This window comes from Hydrogenophaga sp. 2FB (assembly GCF_005503365.1).
Taxonomy (GTDB): domain Bacteria; phylum Pseudomonadota; class Gammaproteobacteria; order Burkholderiales; family Burkholderiaceae_C; genus Hydrogenophaga.
This window is the reverse complement of the sequence record NZ_SCML01000012.1, coordinates 1-18,946: the sequence shown is the minus strand read 5'-3', so window position 1 is coordinate 18,946 and position 18,946 is coordinate 1. Positions and strand designations below refer to the sequence as shown.

14 protein-coding genes are annotated in these 18,946 nt (G+C 64.1%); 11 read left to right on the top strand and 3 right to left on the bottom strand.

Going from position 1 to position 18,946, the window contains the following annotated elements:
- Positions 1 to 9 precede the first annotated feature (9 nt).
- From lpxB to FFS09_RS09265, 9 genes are all read left to right on the top strand, one after another.
- On the top strand, positions 10 to 1,155 hold the full coding sequence (gene lpxB, locus FFS09_RS09305) for a lipid-A-disaccharide synthase (protein ID WP_171019941.1): 1,146 nt from the start codon (positions 10 to 12) through the stop codon (positions 1,153 to 1,155).
- A complete protein-coding gene (gene rnhB, locus FFS09_RS09300; protein WP_137918582.1) occupies positions 1,127 to 1,774 on the top strand; it encodes a ribonuclease HII in 648 nt (215 codons plus the stop codon). The genes lpxB and rnhB overlap by 29 nt, the downstream gene beginning before the upstream one ends.
- Complete coding sequence (locus tag FFS09_RS09295) at positions 1,771 to 2,577, top strand: TrmH family RNA methyltransferase (protein ID WP_137918581.1); 807 nt, start codon at positions 1,771 to 1,773, stop codon at positions 2,575 to 2,577. The genes rnhB and FFS09_RS09295 overlap by 4 nt, the downstream gene beginning before the upstream one ends.
- Positions 2,578 to 2,746: 169 nt before the next feature.
- Positions 2,747 to 3,913, top strand: a complete 1,167-nt coding sequence (carA, locus tag FFS09_RS09290; RefSeq protein ID WP_252374303.1) for a glutamine-hydrolyzing carbamoyl-phosphate synthase small subunit — start codon at positions 2,747 to 2,749, stop codon at positions 3,911 to 3,913.
- 24 nt (positions 3,914 to 3,937) lie between these two features.
- The gene (gene carB, locus FFS09_RS09285; RefSeq protein ID WP_137918579.1) at positions 3,938 to 7,192 is read left to right on the top strand and encodes a carbamoyl-phosphate synthase large subunit; all 3,255 of its coding nucleotides are present in this window, start codon (positions 3,938 to 3,940) and stop codon (positions 7,190 to 7,192) included.
- 279 nt (positions 7,193 to 7,471) lie between these two features.
- Positions 7,472 to 9,226: a hypothetical protein gene (locus FFS09_RS09280; RefSeq protein WP_137918578.1), complete on the top strand. Its 1,755-nt coding sequence runs from the start codon at positions 7,472 to 7,474 to the stop codon at positions 9,224 to 9,226.
- 77 nt (positions 9,227 to 9,303) lie between these two features.
- Positions 9,304 to 10,134 carry a type III secretion system chaperone gene (locus FFS09_RS09275; protein ID WP_137918577.1) on the top strand — a complete coding sequence of 277 codons (831 nt, stop codon included), beginning with the start codon at positions 9,304 to 9,306 and terminating at the stop codon, positions 10,132 to 10,134.
- Positions 10,135 to 10,243: 109 nt separating this feature from the next.
- Entirely contained in the window at positions 10,244 to 10,720 is a 477-nt protein-coding gene (gene greA / locus FFS09_RS09270; protein WP_137918576.1) for a transcription elongation factor GreA, read from the top strand.
- A 5-nt stretch (positions 10,721 to 10,725) separates the two neighbouring features.
- A complete protein-coding gene (locus FFS09_RS09265; protein WP_137918673.1) occupies positions 10,726 to 11,172 on the top strand; it encodes a DUF4149 domain-containing protein in 447 nt (148 codons plus the stop codon).
- A gap of 5 nt (positions 11,173 to 11,177) precedes the next feature.
- Here FFS09_RS09265 and folD read toward each other — a convergent pair whose 3' ends face one another.
- The 3 genes from folD to FFS09_RS09250 all read right to left on the bottom strand — a co-directional run bounded on the left by folD (position 11,178) and on the right by FFS09_RS09250 (position 15,297).
- Entirely contained in the window at positions 11,178 to 12,029 is an 852-nt protein-coding gene (gene folD / locus FFS09_RS09260) for a bifunctional methylenetetrahydrofolate dehydrogenase/methenyltetrahydrofolate cyclohydrolase FolD (protein ID WP_137918575.1), read from the bottom strand.
- Between the two features lie 89 nt (positions 12,030 to 12,118).
- Positions 12,119 to 12,745 carry a response regulator transcription factor gene (locus FFS09_RS09255; protein WP_137918574.1) on the bottom strand — a complete coding sequence of 209 codons (627 nt, stop codon included), beginning with the start codon at positions 12,743 to 12,745 and terminating at the stop codon, positions 12,119 to 12,121.
- Positions 12,742 to 15,297, bottom strand: a complete 2,556-nt coding sequence (locus tag FFS09_RS09250) for a PAS domain-containing sensor histidine kinase (protein WP_137918573.1) — start codon at positions 15,295 to 15,297, stop codon at positions 12,742 to 12,744. The genes FFS09_RS09255 and FFS09_RS09250 overlap by 4 nt, the downstream gene beginning before the upstream one ends.
- A 207-nt stretch (positions 15,298 to 15,504) precedes the next feature.
- Here FFS09_RS09250 and aceE point away from each other — a divergent pair, with 207 nt between their 5' ends.
- Positions 15,505 to 18,216, top strand: coding sequence for a pyruvate dehydrogenase (acetyl-transferring), homodimeric type (gene aceE / locus FFS09_RS09245; RefSeq protein ID WP_137918572.1), 2,712 nt, complete (start codon positions 15,505 to 15,507; stop codon positions 18,214 to 18,216).
- A 15-nt stretch (positions 18,217 to 18,231) separates the two neighbouring features.
- Positions 18,232 to 18,946 (top strand): biotin/lipoyl-containing protein (locus tag FFS09_RS09240; protein ID WP_289509298.1); only part of this gene is annotated, 715 nt, incomplete at its 3' end.

Below are 18,946 nucleotides of genomic sequence, written 5' to 3'. Positions count from 1 at the left end.
GGCGCCCGCATGACGCCTTCCAAACGCTTTGCCCTGGTGGCGGGCGAGACATCGGGCGATCTGCTGGCGGGTTTGCTGCTCGGCGGCGTGCGGCAGCGCTGGCCTGATCTGCAGTCGTTCGGCATTGGTGGCGCGCAGATGGCGGCGCAAGGATTCAACGCCTTGTGGTCCAGCGAAAAACTGGCGGTGCGCGGCTATGTGGAAGTGCTTCGCCATTACCGCGAGATCGTGAACATCCGCTCGCAGTTGCAGCAGCGTCTGTTGACCACGCAGCGACCCGACGTGTTCATCGGCGTGGACGCCCCCGACTTCAACCTCGATCTGGAAGCCAATCTGAAGGCCGACGGCGTGCGCACGGTGCATTTCGTGTGCCCGTCCATCTGGGCCTGGCGCGCGGAGCGGGTGGAAAAAATCCGCCGCAGTGCCGACCACGTGCTGTGCATCTTTCCCTTCGAACCCGAGTTGCTGGCGCAGCACGGCATTGCCGCTACCTACGTCGGGCATCCGCTGGCCAACGTGATTCCGCTGGTGCCAGACCGCGCGGCGGCACGCGCCAAGCTCGGCCTGCGTGAAGACGACACCGTGGTCGCGATCTTGCCGGGCAGCCGCGCCTCTGAAGTGCAGTACCACGCGCGGGCATTCTTCGAAGCCGCTGCGCTGTTGCTGCGCGCGCGCCCGGGCATGCGTTTCGTGGTGCCCGCCGTGCCGGCGCTGCGGGAGCGCATCGAGGCCGACGCGCGGGCCGTGGGCCTGGGCGAGGCGCTCAGCGTGATTCCAGGCCAATCGCACACCGTGCTGGCCGCGTGCGATGTGACGCTGATCGCCAGCGGCACCGCCACACTCGAGGCCGCGTTGTTCAAGCGCCCGATGGTGATCGCCTACAACATGAACTGGGTGACCTACCAGATCATGCGCCGCAAGCACTTGCAGCCGTGGATCGGCCTGCCCAACATTCTGTGCGGTGAGTTTGCGGTGCCGGAGTTGGTGCAGCACGCGATGACCCCGCAGGCTTTGTCGCAAGCGGTGCTGGACTGGCTCGACGCACCGGAGAAAATCAAGGCTCTGGAGCAGCGCTTCACCACGTTGCACCACACGCTGCAACGAGACACCGCTCAACTGGCCACCGATGCGATCGAACAAGTTCTTGAAAGCTGAACAGGCCCGCCTGGTCTGGGACACGCCCGGGCTGTTGGCGGGTGTGGACGAGGCTGGGCGTGGACCGCTGGCCGGGCCGGTCGTGGCCGCAGCGGTGATCCTCGACGAACGTGTGCACATCAAGGGGCTGGCGGATTCCAAGCAGCTCACCGAGGCACGGCGCGAGCGCCTCTACGACGAGATCCGCGCCAAGGCGCTGTGCTGCAGCGTGGCGCAAGCCAGCGTGGAAGAGATCGACCAACTCAACATCCTGCAAGCCACCATGCTGGCCATGCGCCGTGCCGTGCTCGGCCTGCGGCTCAAGCCGAACAAGGTGCTGGTGGACGGCAACCGGCTGCCGTCCCTGGACGTGCTGGCCGAAGCCATCGTCTCGGGCGATGCGCTGGTGCCTTCGATTTCCGCCGCATCCATCCTGGCCAAGGTCACGCGCGATCGGCTGCTGTGCGAGCTGCATCTGCTGCACCCCGAATACGGCTTCGACCGCCACAAGGGCTACGGCACGGTGCAGCACATGCAGGCCCTGAAGATGCACGGTGCGATAGCGGTGCACCGCCGCTCGTTCGCCCCGGTGGCGCGCGCGCTGATGGTGGTGGCGCCCGAACCCGACGCCGCACCATGACCGCCACACCCCACGCGATCAGCTCGCGCGACAACCCCTTGCTCAAGCGCCTGCGCCTGCTCGCGCACGACAGCACGGCCTACCGCAAGCTCGGCCAGGTGTGGCTGGAGGGCGATCACCTTTGCCGCGCGCTGTTGGCACGCGGGCAGCGGCCGGTGACGGCAGTGTTCACCGAGTCCTTCTGGGTTCAGGCCCCTCACGACCTGCGCGATGCGGCCGACCATGTTGTCACCGTGCCGGACGGGCTCATGGCAGGCATCAGCGGGCTGGAGTCGCCTGCCGGTGTGGGCTTCGTGTGGGCCTTGCCCGAAGCGGCATCGGTGCAGGCCGGCGTGGCCACCGTCGTGCTGGATCGCCTGCAGGATGCAGGCAATGTCGGCTCGATCCTGCGCAGCGCCGGGGCGTTCGGTTTTCACCAGGTGGTTGCTCTGAAGGGCACGGCCGCGCTCTGGTCGCCCAAGGTGGTGCGCGCGGGCATGGGCGCGCACTTCGGTCTGCGCCTGGTGGAAAGCCTTTCGCCCGACGATGTCGAAGTTCTCGGCGTGCCCTTGATCGTCACCAGTTCGCACCGAGGTCACTGGTTGCACGAAGCCCGCCTGCCATGGCCCTGCGCCTGGGTGTTGGGGCATGAAGGGCAGGGCGTGAGCACGGCGCTGGAGGAACTCGCGGCCCATGCGGTGCGCATTGCGCAGCCGGGGGGCGAAGAGTCGCTCAACGTGGCCGCCGCGGCGGCGATTTGTTTGCACGCAAGTGGTGCGCAACAGGGCACATCGGGCCAGAGCGCGGGTCGCCAGACGCTATAATTCCGGGGTTTACCCGCAATCGGCGCAACCCCTGCGCGCCCCGGCTTTTCACCCCAGGTTTTTTGCTCTGTTTTCAGCTCCGGCACACGTCGGTGCGAGGCAGATGCGAGGCCTGCGCGGCACCTGCCGCCGGCGCGAGGATGTTGCAGCCCCCACTCTGGAGAATTCCGTGCTTCCCGTCCACCCGAAAGCCCTTCTCGCGCTCGCCGACGGCACGGTCTTTACAGGCATTTCCATTGGCGCCGCCGGCCAGACCACGGGTGAGGTCGTTTTCAACACCTCGCTCACCGGCTACCAGGAAATCCTCACCGATCCCAGCTATTGCCAGCAGATCGTCACACTGACGTATCCGCACATTGGCAACACCGGCACCAATGTCGAAGACGTGGAGGCCAATCGCATCCACGCCGCCGGCCTGATCATCAAAGACCTGCCCCTGCTGGCCTCCAACTTCCGCAGCAACGAAACGCTTTCGCAATACCTGCAGCGCGAAGGCACGGTGGCCATCGCCGACCTCGACACCCGCGCCCTCACGCGCCGCCTGCGCACGCACGGCGCGCAAAACGGCTGCATCCTGGCCTTGCCCGCGGGCGAGGCCATCACCGATGCCCACCGCGCCGCCGCACTGGCCGCTGCGAAAGCCGCGCCCAACATGGCGGGCACCGACCTGGCCAAGGTGGTCTCCGCTCCCGCACCGTACCTCTGGACCCAGACCGAATGGCAACTCGGCTTTGGCTACGGTGAGCAGATCGCACCACGCTTCCATGTGGTCGCCTACGACTTCGGCGTGAAGTACAACATCCTGCGCATGCTCGCGCAGCGCGGCTGCAAGATCACCGTGGTGCCCGCGCAAACGCCTGCGTCCGATGTGTTCAAGCTCAAGCCCAATGGCGTGTTCCTGTCCAACGGCCCGGGCGATCCGGAGCCCTGCGACTACGCGATTGCGGCGACCCGCGAGATCATCGAATCCGGCATGCCCACCTTCGGCATCTGCCTGGGTCACCAGATCCTTGCGCTGGCCAGCGGCGCCAAAACCTTCAAGATGAAGTTCGGCCACCATGGCGCGAACCACCCGGTGAAGGATCTCGACAACGGCCGCGTGAGCATCACCAGTCAGAACCACGGTTTTGCCGTGGACGAAAAAACGCTGCCGGCCACGCTGCGCGCCACGCACGTGAGCCTGTTCGACGGCACGCTGCAAGGCCTGGCCCGCACCGACAAGCCCGCTTTCTGCTTCCAGGGCCACCCCGAAGCATCGCCCGGCCCGCACGACATCGGCTATCTGTTCGACCGCTTCATCGACCTGATGCAGGCCCGCGTGCCCGCCGCCGCCTGAGCCGACGCACACCCATAGCGAACCATGCCCAAAAGAACCGACATCCAAACCGTCCTCATCATTGGCGCCGGCCCGATCATCATTGGCCAGGCCTGTGAGTTCGACTACTCCGGCGTGCAGGCCTGCAAGGCGCTGCGCGAGGAGGGCTACAAGGTCGTGCTGATCAACAGCAACCCCGCGACCATCATGACCGACCCGGCCACGGCCGACGTCACCTATATCGAGCCCATCACCTGGCAGACGGTCGAGAAGATCATCGCCAAGGAGCGCCCATTGGCCCAAGGTGGTTTCGCCATCCTGCCGACCATGGGTGGCCAGACCGCGCTGAACTGCGCGCTCGATCTGTGGCACAACGGCGTGCTCGCCAAATACGACGTCGAGTTGATCGGCGCGACCCCCGAAGCCATCGACAAGGCCGAAGACCGCTTGAAGTTCAAGGACGCCATGACCAAGATCGGTCTGGGTTCGGCGCGCTCGGGCATTGCGCACAGCATGGAAGAAGCCTGGGGCGTGCAGAAGACGGTGGGTTTCCCGGTCGTCATCCGCCCGAGCTTCACGCTCGGCGGCACCGGCGGCGGCATCGCCTACAACCCGGAAGAGTTCGAGACGATCTGCAAGCGTGGCCTGGAAGCTTCGCCCACCAACGAACTGCTGATCGAAGAATCGCTGCTCGGCTGGAAAGAGTACGAGATGGAAGTGGTGCGCGACAAGGCGGACAACTGCATCATCGTCTGCTCGATCGAAAACCTGGACCCCATGGGCGTTCACACCGGTGACTCGATTACCGTGGCGCCGGCCCAGACGCTGACCGACAAGGAATACCAGATCCTGCGCAATGCATCGCTGGCGGTGCTGCGCGAGATCGGCGTGGACACGGGCGGCTCCAACGTGCAGTTTTCCATCAACCCGAAGGACGGCCGCATGGTCGTCATCGAAATGAACCCGCGCGTCTCGCGTTCTTCGGCGCTCGCGTCGAAGGCCACGGGTTTCCCGATCGCCAAGGTGGCCGCCAAACTGGCCGTCGGCTACACACTCGACGAGCTGCGCAACGAGATCACCGGCGGCGCCACGCCCACGAGTTTCGAGCCCAGCATCGACTACGTGGTCACGAAGATTCCGCGTTTCGCGTTCGAGAAGTTCCCCACCGCCGACAGCCGCCTGACCACGCAGATGAAGAGCGTGGGCGAGGTCATGGCCATGGGCCGCACCTTCCAGGAATCGTTCCAGAAGGCCTTGCGCGGCCTCGAGGTTGGCGTGGACGGCATGAACGAAAAAACGCAGGACCGCGAGACGCTCGAGCGCGAGCTCGGCGAGCCGGGTCCCGACCGTATCTGGTATGTGGGTGACGCGTTTGCCGCGGGCTGGACGCTGGAAGAAGTGCACCAGTTCACCAAGATCGATCCGTGGTTCCTGGTCCAGATCGAAGAGATCGTGAAGATCGAACTCGCGCTGGAAAAAACCAGCCTGGAGGCGATCGACGCCGAGACGTTGCGCGGCCTGAAGAAGAAGGGCTTCTCCGACCGCCGCCTGGCCAAGCTTCTCAAGACCAACGACCAGGCCGTGCGCGAGCGCCGCATTGCCGAGAACATCCGTCCCGTCTTCAAGCGCGTGGACACCTGCGCGGCCGAGTTCGCCACCGACACCGCCTACCTGTACTCCACGTACGAAGGCCACGGCGACGGTGAGTGCGAAGCCGAGCCGACGAACAAGAAGAAGATCATGGTGCTGGGCGGTGGGCCCAACCGCATCGGCCAGGGCATCGAGTTCGACTACTGCTGCGTGCACGCCGCACTCGCGATGCGCGAAGACGGGTACGAGACCATCATGGTCAACTGCAACCCGGAAACCGTGTCGACCGACTACGACACCAGCGACCGCCTGTACTTCGAGCCGCTCACGCTCGAAGACGTGCTGGAAATCGTGGACAAGGAAAAGCCCACTGGCGTGATCGTGCAGTACGGCGGCCAGACGCCGCTCAAGCTCGCGCTCGGCCTGGAGGCTGCGGGCGTGCCCATCATTGGCACCAGCCCCGACATGATCGACGCCGCCGAAGACCGCGAGCGCTTTCAGCAATTGCTGCACACGCTGGGTCTGCGCCAGCCGCCGAATGCGACGGCACGCGCCGAACCCGAGGCACTGGAGAAGGCCGCTGCGCTGGGCTACCCGCTCGTGGTGCGCCCGAGCTACGTGCTCGGCGGCCGCGCGATGGAAATCGTGCACGAGCAGCGCGACCTGGAGCGCTACATGCGCGAAGCGGTCAAGGTGAGCAACGACTCGCCCGTGCTGCTCGATCGCTTCCTCAACGATGCGATCGAATGCGACGTGGACGCGGTGCGCGACCACACCGGCCGTGTGTTTATCGGCGGCGTGATGGAGCACATCGAACAAGCGGGCGTGCACAGCGGTGACTCCGCCTGCTCGCTGCCGCCGTACTACCTGAGCAAGGCCACGGTGGACGAACTCAAGCGCCAGACCGCGGCCATGGCCGAAGGCCTGAACGTGATCGGCCTGATGAACGTGCAGTTCGCGATCCAGGAAGTCGATGGCAAGGACGTCATCTACGTGCTTGAAGTCAACCCCCGCGCATCGCGCACGGTGCCTTTCGTCTCGAAGGCCACCGGCATTCAACTGGCCAAGGTTGCGGCGCGCTGCATGGCTGGCCAGTCGCTCGACGCGCAAGGCATCGGCGCCGAAGTCACGCCACCGTACTTCAGCGTCAAGGAAGCAGTGTTCCCGTTCGTGAAGTTCCCCGGTGTCGATACCATCCTCGGCCCCGAGATGAAGTCCACTGGAGAGGTGATGGGCGTGGGCAAGACCTTTGGTGAAGCCTTCGTGAAGAGCCAGATTGGTGCCGGCACCAAGCTGCCGACCTCGGGCAAGGTGTTCCTGACCGTCAAGAACAGCGACAAGCCGCGCGCGGTCGACATCGCGCGCCACCTCGTGGAGATGGGCTTCGAACTGGTCGCTACGCGCGGCACCGCCGCAGCCATCGCCGCGGCTGGTGTGGCCGTGCAGACGGTCAACAAGGTGACCGAAGGCCGTCCGCACATCGTCGATGCGATCAAGAACGGCGACATTGTGATGGTGGTCAACACGGTGGAAGAGCGCCGCAACGCCATCGCCGATTCGCGGGCCATCCGCACGTCGTCCCTGTTGGCGCGCGTGACGACCTTTACCACCATCGCCGGCGCCGAAGCGGCCGTGGAGGGCATGAAGGCCATGGACAACCTTGACGTGATCAGCGTGCAGGAGATGCACGCTCAACTGGCACTGAACTGAGCTGGTGCGGCGCCCTTCCGTGGCGCCCGTGATCGGACGACCTGGACGAGACTGCCGCCGACATGGAACCGTGTCGGTGCGTCTGTTACTCAGGGTTCATGAAGCGCCGCGACACGTTCACTTGAACGGGTAGATCGCGCCTCCGCGTGGTGTCGCGGTGGCTTTGAGCCCATGGGTTGCCGGTGGTTGCTTCGCAAGGAGCTCATGCCATGTCCAAGGTTCAGACCCCAGCTACTCCGCGGTTGTCGCTACCGGTGTCGAAAGACAAGGGCATCCCCCTTGAAGTTTCAAGCCGCGGGCGCAGGAGGGCAGGTATTTAGCACGCAAACCACCACGGCCACATCCAGCAGCCAGATCGTTTTTTCCAAGGTGATCGACGGGGGTGCACTCCTGAAGCGCCTCGGCCTCGACTCCAGCGATGCCTCCCAGGCGAACCGCGACGCGCTGGCGTGGGAGTTGCGCAAACCCGGTGGCGCGGACGTCGCCAACGTCAAGCAATACCTGCAAGTGCTGGTAGCCGAAAACAAGGCGCGCTGCAACGGCCAGACGCCCGACAGATTGCACATCTACATGGGCTTTGGCGACGTGATGGGCGTGGACCGCAAGGCCGCATTGAAGTTGGCCACAGGCTTGAGAGAGAAGGCCAACAACCTGCTGGGGCACATCAACGATCCCGACTGCAAGCAGATGTTGAACTGGATCGCCGATGCCTGGGGCAGCTATTCGCGCATTTTCGCCAGGGAGCAGGCCAACGAATCCAGCATGAGGTCGTACCGACAACCGACACCTCGACCCGGTGCGAACCTCGACGATGCCAGATCGCAATCCCAGTCGATGTTCCATGGACGGGGGACGGCAGGTGCAGGCGACAGCACGTTGACGAGTGCATTCGTTGACCATTCGAACGAAGAGCAGAGCGCCGCGAGTGAGTCGCAGGAACTCAAACAACCCAAAACCACACTGGGCAACAAGGGATCCAACTTCTCCGGTGGGGCGTCCGCCGCTGTCGGCGCGACCACCACGAGCGTGGCCGTGACAACGGCCACCACAACCGGGACGACGACCACGACCGCCACGATGGGCGCGGCGACCAACGTCAACTGGTATGCCGATCTGGATATCGCACATGCCTCCTCGGATGTGATCCTCGCGCGGGCGAAGTTGCGCGACGATCTGATGAGCGCGCTGGCCGAAGGGGATGACAAGAAGTTGGCCGCTCTGCTGCGGTTGTTGCCGCCTTCGCTGGAGGAGCCCGCTTACTACTTCCCTGAGCCGGATCCGGACCCGGAGATCGCCTATGGAACGTCCTACGAAACGCTGTTGTCATTGGCCAATGCATACACCGACGCGAACCCCCAAGGCGAAACGTTTCGCAAGTTCGTGGCGTATGGCGCCGATGTGGAGCAGATGACCCTCTGGTCGAAAACCTTTCGAGCGACCTGGTCAGGGCAGGCAGCGAGCGCGCAGAAGGTCTGCTCGCTGCTGAGGAGTGTCAAGGAAACGCAACTTGGGGCCTTGGCCAAATCCATTGCGCCCGTGATCGCAGCAGCGGTGAAGGACTACAAAACGCTCGCGGACGACCTCGCTGCGCAGCCCATCGCCAAGCTGTCCATGTTGAGGGACAAGTGCACGGTGCTGGCGCCCTATATGGACGAGACGGTGATGGCGCAGTTCCTTGAAGCGATCAAGGATGCTCGGAGTTTGCAGCGCAAGGCCATCAAGACCTTGCGCGACGAGCTCATCAAGTACCCCATCAATGAAGCGGAGGTGATGCGACATCTGATGGTCGAGTGCGCGAGAGCCTGCACGACCGACCTGATAGACGATGTCAGCCGGCATGCCAAGCCGCAGGAACTGTTCACCATGAAACAGCGGCTGACCGAGCTTGGTGGCCGTATTGCCAGTGGCGCCAACGCGTTCACGGCGGAGCAAGGGCGTGCCGTCAAATTCATGATCTGGAAGCTGGATCTTGTTCTCAAGGGAAAGGACCTCTGGGGCACGGACCTGAACAAACACATGCAATCGAAGGGATGATGTGTCGGAACCGTTTGGGTGTCTCCGTTACACAAGATGCCTGAAGGCAGCAAGGAGCAACGCATGAGGGTCCGCACATGAGCCACGCTTGGTCGGCGCAGATGATTCACCTGTCCCGCGATCTGGGGGTACCAGGGTACGAAGACGGGACCCTGTGGTTTCGTGAGCAGGGCGGCATCGAGGTTGTTGTGGAGCCGCTGCTGGATGGCGAGTCCTTGGCGGTGCACGCGCGTCTGGGCCGTGTTGGCTGGGAGGACGCCTGCCCCAGTCGCGAGGAACTGCTGCGCGCCAATGCACCATCGGGTGGTCGCTGCATCACGGCCATTGACGCGGTGGAAGACGATGTGATTCTTTTTCGCCGTTTTGACGACGCCTCTTTGCCTTATGAGGTCTTCGTGGACGATGTGCAGCAATTCGCCCGGATCGCCGCCGAAGGGTTGCCAGTGCTGGCTTCGCAATCAGGTCACCACCAGGACGATGGCATGACGACATCGACGCACCTTGAGGCAGGCAACCTGGTGCGCAACGCCATCGGCGACTTCGCGCATGCGCGTGGACTGAAGCCACCAGAAGACACGAGCCACTTTCTCGTGTGCATGCCGGGCGGCGGCGGTATCAGCGTGCAGGTCGAGCCAGCGTCGGGTGATGTGCTGCTGATTTCGCACCTGGGCCCGGCACCGACCGATGATCAGGAACTGCGTCAGCTGCTGGAATTGCACATGCTGGGCGAAGCGACCGGCGGCGCTTACTTCGCAATCGACGAGCAGGGTGGCGATCTGATTCTTCACCGGAGCGTGAGCGCCGATGGGCTCGATGGGCTGGAGCTTGATCGTCTCCTGAATGCGCTGGGTGTCGCCACCCTGGATTGTGCGCAGCGGCTGGGGATCTCATTGCCCCGTTACGACTGAGGTTTGACCGACAGGGGCCCGTTGCGCTACGTGCCTATAATCCATCGAAGCAAAAAACCAACCCCAACCGCCGGCCGCCGCCGGCGGTTTTCCTTTGTGGAGACCAATCGTGGCCACCATCCCGATCACCAAACGCGGAGCTGAAAAGCTCAAGGAAGAACTGCAACGCTTGAAGACCGTGGACCGCCCCTGGGTGATCAACGCGATTGCCGAGGCGCGGGCGCAGGGCGATCTGAGCGAAAACGCCGAGTACGACGCCGCCAAAGACCGCCAGGGCTTCATCGAAGGCCGCATCGCCGAAATCGAAGGCAAGCTCTCGGCCGCACAGGTCATCGATCCGGCGACGCTGGATGCGGGTGGACGCGTGGTGTTTGGCGCCACGGTGGAGCTCGAAGACGAAGGCAGCGGCAATCCCGTGACCTACCAGATCGTGGGTGAGGACGAGGCCGATCTCAAGCTGGGGTTGATCAACATCAGCAGCCCGATCGCGCGCGCGATGATCGGCAAGGAAGAGGGCGACGCGGTCGAGGTCCAGGCACCCGGCGGCCTCAAGCGCTTCGAAATCGTGGCCGTGCGCTACGCGTGATGGCGATGGCGGTGCCCGTGCAGCAGCGCCTGTCCATCCTGATTGCCGCCGTGTGGTGGGGCGGTATCACGGCGCTGAGCTTCCTTGCGGTGCCTGTGCTGTTTGCAAGCCTGGGCAGTCCGGCCGTGGTAGGGCCGGTGGCGGCCAAACTCTTTTCGTTGCAGTGCTACGCCGGCCTGTTGCTCGGCCTGGCGCTGCTGGTGACGCTGCGCCAAGGGCATGAACGCGGCAGCCCGCCCGACGCGGCCACCCTGACCACGCTGGGCTTCGTGCTCTTCGCGATGTTGCTGGCCTTGCTGCAGGAGTTCGGCGTGGCGCAGAACATCGTCGCCGCGCGCGCCAGTGGTGGCAACCTGCGGCTGTGGCACGGCGTGGGCAGTGCCATGGTATTGGGCCAATGGCTATGTGCTGGCGTGGTGCTGTGGCGCCTCTCAGGGCGCCTGTCCAGGTAGTCGGATCAGCTCACCAGGCGCTCTGCGGATTCGAGCGTGTTCACCATCAGCATGGTGATGGTCATCGGGCCAACGCCACCGGGCACCGGTGTGATCCATCCGGCGATTTCCTTCACGCCGTCGAAGTCCACGTCGCCGCAGAGTTTGCCTTCGTCGTTGCGGTTCATGCCCACGTCGAGCACCACCGCGCCAGGCTTGACCATGTCGACGGTGAGCACGTTGCGTTTGCCGACGGCGGCGACGATCACGTCGGCCTGCAGCGTCAAGGCTTTGAGGTCCTTCGTTGCGCTGTGGCAGATGGTCACCGTGGCGTTCTGCTGCAGCAGCATCAAGGCCATGGGCTTGCCGACGATGTTGCTGCGGCCAATCACCACCGCGTGCTTGCCCTTGAGCTCGTAGCCGATGCTTTCGAGCATCTTCATGCAGCCATACGGCGTGCAGGGCCAGAAGCCGGGCATGCCGGTCATGAGCGCGCCCGCGCTGGCGATGTGAAAGCCGTCCACGTCTTTGGCTGGCGAGATGGCCTCGATCACTTTCTGTGCGTCGATATGCGCAGGCAGGGGCAATTGCACCAGGATGCCGTGGATGGTCTTGTCGTGGTTCAGCGCATCCACGCGTGCGAGCAGCTCGGCCTCGCTCAGGGTCGCGGGCCAGCGCTCCAGAACGGAGTGCATGCCCGTGTCTTCGCAGGCTTTGACCTTGTTGCGCACGTAGACCTGGGACGCTGGGTTGTCACCGACAAGGACGACCGCCAGACCGGGCGTGATGCCTTTGGCTTTGAGGGCGGTCACACGCGCGCTGACGTCGGCGCGCAGTTGGCGGGAGAGGGCGTTGCCGTCGATCAGTTGGGCGGTCATGGCTTGAACGTGTGTTGTCTGTGGTTGAAATGCAAACGCCCGCCGAAGAGGGGCGGGCGTTGTGGGAGAGGGTGTAGGGTGTTTGCGGCTCAGGCCTTCGCCGGGGTTTGGCCGAGCGCGATCTTGAGCAGATCGGCCACAGTGTTGGCGCCGAGTTTTTCCATGATGTTGGCGCGGTGCGCCTCCACCGTTTTGATGCTGATGCCCAGGTCGTCGGCAATCTGTTTGTTCAGGCGCCCGGCAACGATGCGTTCGAGCACCTGGGCTTCGCGACTGGTCAGCTTGGAGAGCAAGGCATCGCGGCTGACGGCCTGCTGGTGCGTGGCGAAAGCTTCGCGCGCGCGTTCGAGCATCCGCTCGACCAGGGTGACCAGCTGGTCTTCCTTGAAAGGCTTCTGGATGAAGTCGAGCGCGCCCTTCTTCATCGATTCCACCGCCATGGGCACATCGCCGTGGCCGGTGATGAATACGATGGGCAGGGGTGATTGGCGTTCGATCAGGCGTTCCTGAAGTTCCATGCCGGTCATGCCACCCATGCGGATGTCGGCTATCAGGCAGGCCACTTCTCGGGCGTCGTATCGGCTGAGGAAAGCTTCGGCGGATTCAAAACATCGGACCCGGAAATCTTTGCCCTCAAGGAGCCATTGCAGCGAGTCGCGCACGGCCTCGTCGTCATCGACGACATAGACGGTACCTTTCTTGGGGATCAAACTCATCGCGCTCTTTCAGTGTCCGTCAGCGGCTGTATGGTGGGCTCAGCGGCAGTGTTGTGGATCTGCAGTCGCGAAACCACGGGGATCCAGAAACTGAAGCAGCAGCCCACCACCTCTTCGCCATTGTAGATGTTCTGAACTTGCATCCTGCCGTGGTGCGACTCGACGATGCTGCGGCACAGCTTGAGGCCGATGCCCATGCCTTCGCTCTTCGTGCTGTAGAAGGCCTCGTAGATGCGCTCGATCATTTCGTCGGGCACGCCGTTGCCCGAATCGCGCACCGAGAACTCGACCACGTCCTGGTCGTCCAGACGGCGCGGTCCGACGCGCAATTCCACGTAGCGCTCACCCGGTGCCCGGCCGGCCTGTGCGATCGCTTCGCCCGCGTTCTTGAGCAGGTTGATCAGCACCTGCTCGATCAGGATCGGATCGACGATGAGGTTGGGCAGGCGCGCGGCCACGTAGGGCGAGAGGCGCACCTGGTGGCGGCGCAACTCGATCTCGGCCAGCTCGATGGCGTTGCTCACCATCTGCGCCACGTCCGACAAGGTGGGGTTGGGTTCGCTGCGTTTCACGAACGCCCGGATGCGCTGGATGATCTGGCCCGCGCGCTGTGCTTGCCGCGCGGTCTTTTCCAGCGCGCCGAGCAGCTCGTCGGTACTGATGCGCTGCTCGGTCACGCGCGAGATCATGCCGTTGCAATAGTTGCTGATGGCGGTCAGCGGCTGGTTGAGTTCGTGTGCCACGCTGGAGGCCATCTCGCCCATGGTGATCAGGCGGCTGGCGGTCTGCGCGCGCTCGGCCTGGCGCGATGCCTGTTCTTCGGCGTTGCGGCGCGGCGTGATGTCGCTCGCAATCACCATTTGAGCGAGGCGCCCATCGACCCAGGTGAGGTAGCGCGTGCGAACCTCCAGCCAGCGGTCCAGCTCTTCAACGAACACCTCGGCGTTCTCGGAGCCCGCGTCGGTGAGGGTTTCGGTGGGCATGCCCGCGAAGGCGTCGACAGCATCGCCGTCGTCGGGGCTGGGAGAGGGCTGTGTGCCGGCCAGATCGACCAGGTGCCGGTGCCCCTGACCGCGGGTGCCGAACCAGAGGCGGTACATCTTGTTGGCGAACAGCATTTCGTCGCTGCCCAATGGTGCCACGGAGACCGCCGAATCCAGGCTCTCCAGCACGGTGGTGAAGCGCTCGTACGAGGCCGAGAGCTCTTCGCGGATGCGCTTGGGTTCGGTGATGTCGGTCATGGACGTCATCCAGCCGGTCTGATGTCCCTTGGGATCGATCAGCGGTGAGACGTACATGCGCGCGTCGAAGATGCTGCCGTCGCGACGCTTCACGTGTACCTCGAATCCGTTGGGCGTGGAGCGCCCGCGCAGCTCGTCGTCCAGGCGCGCGGCGAGTTGGTCGTGTTCGGCTTCGGGCCAATAGGGAAAGGGTGCGGTGCGGCCGACCAGCTCCCCTTCGGTCCAGCCGGTCATGGAGCAAAAGGCGGGGTTGACGTAGGTGATGCGCCCTTGCATGTCGAGCGCGCGCATGCCGGTGAGCATGGAGTTCTCCATGGCGCGGCGAAAGTTGGTTTCCGCCACCAGCGCCTGCTGCGCCTGCACGCGCCGCCGCGTGTGGCGCCAGGTGCCCAGCAGCATCCACACCGTGAGCGCGGACAAGGCGCCGATGACCCAGAAAAAGCCACTGCCCACGATGTCCTGCGAGGTGCGGTAGCCTTGGGCCTTGACGATCAGGCCGTTGCCCACGGGCGAGACGGGCGCTTCGTGTTCCAGCGGCGTGTTGGACCAGGGCAGCAGGCGCAACACGGAAGTGGGTGTCTGCAGGCTGCCCGCGAGCACGCGGCCGCGGTCGTCCATGAGCGCGACGGCGTAGCGCGCCATGATCTCGGGCGGGATGCCGAAGCGCATGAGGCCGTCGATCGAGTACTCGCCCATGATCGTGCCGGCAAAGCGCCCTTGCTCGGCGAGCGGTACGTGCAGCATCAGCGTTGCATTGCGCGCGTCTTCGCCCAGTGGTCGGGAGTAGATGGGTTGGCGCAGGTCGCGCGCGAGCTCGAAGGAGCCGTCGGTCTCGCCGGGGCTGAGCGTGCTGCCTACCGGGCGCACCAGCGCCGCCGGCGCGCTGGGCGAGACATAGCTGGCCTGCACATTGCGCCGCGCGTCGATCCAGCTGATCGCGAGCATTTCGGGGAACTGACTGACCAGCGACTCGACCTGGAACTCGAATTCCTCGATCTCGATTTCCTTGTTGCCGACCTCGCGCGCCAGCCGCATGAGTTGTTCCTGCCGTTCCAGCAAGCGCAGGCGCAGGCGTTGCTGGGCGTATTCGACGTCGCGCGTCACGGCCTCCTGCTCGCGCTCCAGTTCTTCGTAGCGCAGGTAGGTGATGGCGACCACGATAGCCGACAGAAAGAGCAGCACGGCCAGCAGGGGGCCGAGGGTGGCGAAGCGGTCTTGTCGGGACGGTGGTAAACGGCGCCACCAGCGCTTCCACCAGACCGCCTGAGCATGCGACGGCGGGGACGATGGGGTGTGAGGCTGGGGAATCATCAGCCCACGAGTCTACGTGAGCAGGGGCTGTGCAAGTCCTTGTGGCGCTTGAGAAATGTGAAGATGCTGTGCTGTGGCTTTGGCATTTTAAATTTCATAATGCAAAAAGTAAAAGCATATGTTGAAAATGAAGTTCTTTTGTGGAAAAATCCGTGACACCTCGGAGTGACCTCCGTAAGCTCAATTCAAACCAACAGGAGACAACCCATGTCAGCGAATGACGCTCTGAATGGCCGTGGCGCCGCGGATGCCGATGCACAGGAAACCCGTGAGTGGATGGAGGCGCTGGCCGCCGTCATCGAGAAGGAAGGGCCGGAACGCGCGCACTTCCTGCTGGAGAAATTGCTGGAAGAGGCCCGTCAACACAGCATTGACCTGCCTTTCTCGGCCAACACCGGCTATGTGAACACCATCGAGCCCGACCAGGAAGCCCGTTGCCCGGGCAACATCGCGATCGAAAAACGCCTGCGCGCCTACATGCGCTGGAATGCGATGGCGATGGTGGTGCGCGCCAACCGCCTCAATCCTGCCGATGGCGGCGATCTGGGCGGCCACATCGGTTCTTTTGCCTCGGTGGCCAGCATGTTTGGCGCCGGTTTCAACCACTTCTGGCATGCCGCGAATGAAAACCATGGTGGCGACCTGCTCTACATCCAGGGCCACAGCTCTCCGGGCATTTATGCGCGGGCCTATATGGAAGGCCGGCTGAGCGAAGAGCAGCTCGACAACTTCCGCCAGGAGGTGGATGGCAAAGGTCTTTCCAGCTACCCGCACCCCAAGCTGATGCCCGAGTTCTGGCAGTTCCCCACAGTGTCCATGGGCCTGGGCCCGCTGATGGCGATCTACCAGGCGCGTTTTCTGAAGTACCTGCACGCGCGCGGCATTGCCAACACCGAGAACCGCAAGGTCTGGGTGTTCTGCGGTGACGGTGAAATGGACGAGCCCGAATCGCTGGGCGCCATCGGCCTGGCCGCGCGCGAAAACCTCGACAACCTGATCTTCGTCGTCAACTGCAACCTGCAGCGCCTCGACGGCCCGGTGCGTGGCAACGGCAAGATCGTGCAGGAGCTGGAGAGCGAATTCCGCGGCAGCGGCTGGAACGTGATCAAGCTGCTCTGGGGCAATGGCTGGGACGCACTGCTGGCGCGCGACAAGACCGGCAAGTTGCGCGAGCTCATGATGGAGACGCTGGACGGCGACTACCAGGCCATGAAGGCCAACGACGGCGCCTTCGTGCGCAAGAACTTCTTCGGCAAGTATCCCGAAACCGCCAAGCTCGTCGAGCATATGACCGACGAAGAGGTGTTCGAGCTGCGCCGCGGTGGTCATGAGCCCACCAAGGTCTACGCGGCTTTCCATGCGGCTTATGAGCACAAGGGGCAACCCACGGTGCTGTTGGTCAAGACCGTCAAAGGTTATGGCATGGGCAAGGCCGGTGAAGGCAAGAACACGGTCCACCAGACCAAGAAGCTGACGGACGAAGACATCAAGTACATCCGCGACCGCTTCAACATTCCAATCCCGGACAGCGAGCTGCCCAAGCTGCCTTACTACAAGCCGGCCGACGACACGCCCGAAATGCAGTACCTGCAAGAGCGCCGCAAGGCCCTGGGTGGTTACCTCCCCAAGCGTCTCCCCAAGGCCGAAGAGAGCTTCACCGTGCCTTCGCTGGACACCTTCAAGGCGGTGCTGGAACCCACGGCCGAAGGCCGCGAGATTTCCACCACGCAAGCCTATGTCCGCTTCATCACGCAGTTGCTGCGCGACCAGGCCCTGGGCCCTCGCGTGGTGCCCATCCTGGTGGACGAGGCACGCACCTTCGGTATGGAAGGTCTGTTCCGTCAGATCGGTATCTACAACCCCAAGGGCCAGCTCTACACCCCGGTCGACCGCGACCAGGTGATGTACTACAAGGAAGACAAGGCCGGCCAGATCCTGCAGGAAGGCATCAACGAAGCGGGCGGCATGGCCAGCTGGATCGCCGCCGCCACGAGCTACAGCACGAACAACCGGATCATGATTCCGTTCTACGTGTACTACTCGATGTTCGGCTTCCAGCGCATTGGCGATCTGGCCTGGGCGGCCGGCGACATGCAGGCGCGCGGCTTCCTGTTGGGTGGCACCTCCGGGCGCACCACCCTCAACGGTGAAGGCCTGCAGCACGAAGACGGCCACAGCCACATCCTGGCCGGCACGATCCCGAACTGCATCAGCTACGACCCGACCTTCGCGCACGAAGTCGGCGTGATCCTGCACCATGGCTTGAAGCGCATGGTGGAGAAGCAGGAAAACGTCTTCTACTACATCACTTTGCTCAATGAGAACTACCCGATGCCAGGTCTGCAGCCCGGCACCGAAGAGCAGATCATCAAAGGCATGTACTACTGCAAGCAGGCGCCGGCGCTCAAGAAAGATGCGCCCAGCGTGCAACTGCTGGGCAGCGGCACGATCCTGCGCGAGAGCATCGCCGCGCAGGAACTGCTGGAAAAGGATTGGGGCGTGAGCGCCGGTGTGTGGAGCTGCCCGAGCTTCAACGAACTGGCCCGCGATGGCCAGGACGCCGACCGCTGGAACCTGCTGCACCCGACCGAGACGCCGCGCGTGCCGTTCGTGGCGCAGCAACTGAGCTCGACCACCGGCCCGGTGGTCGCGTCCACGGACTACATGAAGAGCTATGCCGAGCAGATCCGTCTCTTCATTCCGAAGGACCGCACCTACCGCGTGCTGGGCACCGACGGCTTCGGCCGCAGCGATTTCCGCAGCAAGTTGCGCGAGCACTTCGAGATCAACCGCCATTACATCGTGGTGGCCGCACTCAAGGCCTTGAGCGACGAGGGCAAGGTGCCTGTGGCCAAGGTGGCCGAGGCGATCAAGAAGTACGGCATCAACGCCGACAAAGTGAACCCGCTGTACGCCTAATCCGGAGACAACAACATGGCACTGATTGATGTGAAGGTCCCGGACATCGGGGACTTTGATGAGGTGGCGGTGATCGAGCTGCTGGTGAAGGTGGGCGACACGGTCAAGGCCGAGCAGTCGCTGATCACGGTCGAGTCGGACAAGGCGTCGATGGAAATTCCTTCCAGCACGGCCGGTGTGGTGAAGGAACTCAAGGTTGCGCTGGGCGACAAGGTGAAGCAGGGTTCGGTGGTGCTGGTGGTGGAAGCGGCGGGTGAGGCCGCCGCGGCGCCCGCTCCGGCGGCACCTGCGCCGGCTGCCGCAGCACCTGCTGCTGCCGCACCCGCGTCCGCTCCGGCGGCGCCAGCGGCGCCTGCCGCAGCAGGCCCGGTCGAGGTGCGTGTGCCCGACATCGGCGACTTCAAGGACGTGGCGGTGATCGAGCTGCTGGTGAAGGTGGGCGACACGGTCAAGGCCGAGCAGTCGCTGATCACGGTCGAGTCGGACAAGGCGTCGATGGAGATTCCGTCGTCCGCTGCCGGTGTGCTCAAGGAACTCAAGGTGAAGGTGGGCGACAAGCTCAACATCGGAGACCTGCTGGCGGTGCTGGAAGGCACAGCAGCGGCGCCTGCTGCCGCCGCACCCGCCGCTGCAGCACCCACGCCAGCGGCGCCAGCCGCCGCAGCGCCTCAGGCCGCGTCTGCTTCAGCGCCGGCTGCCCCGGCCGCCGCCCCCGCGCACAACCCGGGCA